General features: G+C 38.7%; 1 protein-coding gene, 1 tRNA gene and 1 pseudogene. 2 read left to right on the plus strand and 1 reads right to left on the minus strand.

Features of this window, described 5'->3' with window-relative positions:
- The coding region (locus VXQ92_RS16050) for an NAD(P)H-quinone oxidoreductase (RefSeq protein WP_416682494.1) at positions 1-799 on the plus strand (799 nt) is incomplete at its 5' end.
- Positions 800-1,001: 202 nt separating this feature from the next.
- A pseudogene (hchA, locus tag VXQ92_RS16055) lies at positions 1,002-1,863 on the plus strand (glyoxalase III HchA).
- 13 nt (positions 1,864-1,876) lie between these two features.
- Here hchA and VXQ92_RS16060 read toward each other — a convergent pair.
- Positions 1,877-1,949 (minus strand) — tRNA-Arg (locus VXQ92_RS16060).
- Positions 1,950-2,134: the final 185 nt, after the last annotated feature.

A 2,134-nucleotide genomic window follows, 5' to 3' on the forward strand; every position in this document is an offset into this window, starting at 1 on the left:
TGGACTTGAAGTCGCTGGAATAGTGGTTGCTGTGGGTGAGCAAGTGCAACAGTTTAAAGTCGGGGACAAGGTTTGTGCTTTAACCAATGGTGGCGGGTATGCAGAATACTGTGCGGTAACTGCAACTCAAGTATTGCCAATACCTGAGAGTTTATCATTTACTCAAGCTGCTGCGATTCCGGAAACATTTTTTACGGTTTGGGCAAATCTTTTTGATATTGGCCGTTTAAAGAAAGATGAAACTGCCCTGATTCATGGTGGGGCAAGTGGGATCGGAACCACTGCTTTAGCGATTTGCCATGCTTTAGGTATTAAAACTTTTGCTACTGTTGGTAGTGAAGATAAAGTTGAAGCACTCTCTGACTTAACCACAGCAATTAATTATAAAACCCAAGATTTTGAGCAGGAAATTTTGAACCATACTCAAGAACAAGGTGTTGATGTTATTTTGGATATTGTGGGTGGCTCTTATTTTCAAAAAAACTTAAATCTATTAAGACGTGACGGCCGACTTGTCATTATTGGCTTTATGGGAGGTCGAATTGCAAAAGAATTTGACTTGCAGAAACTGATCTTAAAACGCGCAACGATTACAGGCTCAACGATGCGAGCGCGTAATAGCCAAGAAAAAGCACAGATTGCTCAATCTTTACATGAACATGTATGGCCGTTATTGAAGCAAGGCAAGTGTTTACCACAAATCTATAAAACCTATGCTTTTTCAGATGTACAAAGTGCTCATGCATGTATGGAGCAGGGCGACCATATTGGAAAGATCGTTTTAGAGATGAATGCTTAATCTTATCTGTGACAGTTTAGGTGAATGACATGTTTGCCTAAACTGAAATTTTATAATTATTAATTGTGCCTATTTCTATATAAAAATTGCCAAATTCTATTGGCTTGTTGCACCTGTTTCTTGATCTGAATATACATTTACTAAGAAATAATAACTGTCTTAAAGCTGTTATTTCGCTCTTCAATTCTAAAGGATGGTAACCATGAATACCCCAGCATCAAATGATAAAAATCCAACTCCAGATTTGGCAGAAGATAATGCATTCTTCCCATCACCATATTCACTGAGTCAATATACTTCTCCTAAAACAGATTACGATGGCACAACCTATCCAACGCCATATGCGGGCAATAAAAAGGTCTTAATGATTGCAACTGATGAACGTTATATCCAGATGCAAAACGGTAAGTTCTTTTCTACCGGAAACCATCCAGTAGAAATGCTTTTGCCAATGTTCCATTTAGATAATGCCGGATTTGAAATTGATGTTGCGACACTTTCAGGTAATCCAGCCAAACTTGAAATGTGGGCAATGCCAAAGCAAGAACAGGTGGTATTAGATACTTTCCAGAAATATGCAGATAAATTAAAAAATCCGTTAAAACTTGCCGATATTTTAGAAAATGTAGTCGGTGAAAACTCTCCATATGCGGCTGTATTTATTCCGGGTGGGCATGGGGTATTAGCGAAGATTCCGCATAGCCTTGAAGTGAAGAAAGTTCTTAAATGGGCAGTTGAACAAGACAAATTTATTATTACGTTATGTCATGGTCCAGCTTCGTTACTGGCTGCCGCAGTAGAATTATATTTTTAAAGATTATCAAATTTGTGTATTCCCTGATTCGTTAGATAAGGGAGCGAATATTGATATTGGTTACATGCCTGGAACTTTACCGTGGTTAGTCGGTGAAAACCTTGAAAAGCTCGGCGTGAAGATTTTGAACACTGGCATTACTGGTCAATGTCATCGAGACCGTAAATTGTTAACGGGCGATAGTCCGCTTGCTTCTAATAATTTAGGCAAACTTGCAGCTGAAACATTGCTGGCTGAAGTGAAGGATTAATTAACTAAAAGTGTGCGCCCTGCGGGACTCGAACCCACGTCGGTCGCTTAGGAGGCAACTGCTCTATCCAGTTAAGCTAAGGGCGCATAATTTTCTGATTATAAACAAAAAAGCCATTGCCGAGGCAATGACTTTTTATAGTTTTAAGTACAAGCTGTTAGATTACTGTTCTTTGGCATTGAGTACTTTAAACAAAATAAACATGAGAATGATCCAAATAGGAATCATCATCACTGATTCTTTAAAGCCCTGACTCCACATAATGTAGAGT

The sequence above is a fragment of the Acinetobacter sp. 228 genome (assembly GCF_048147885.1).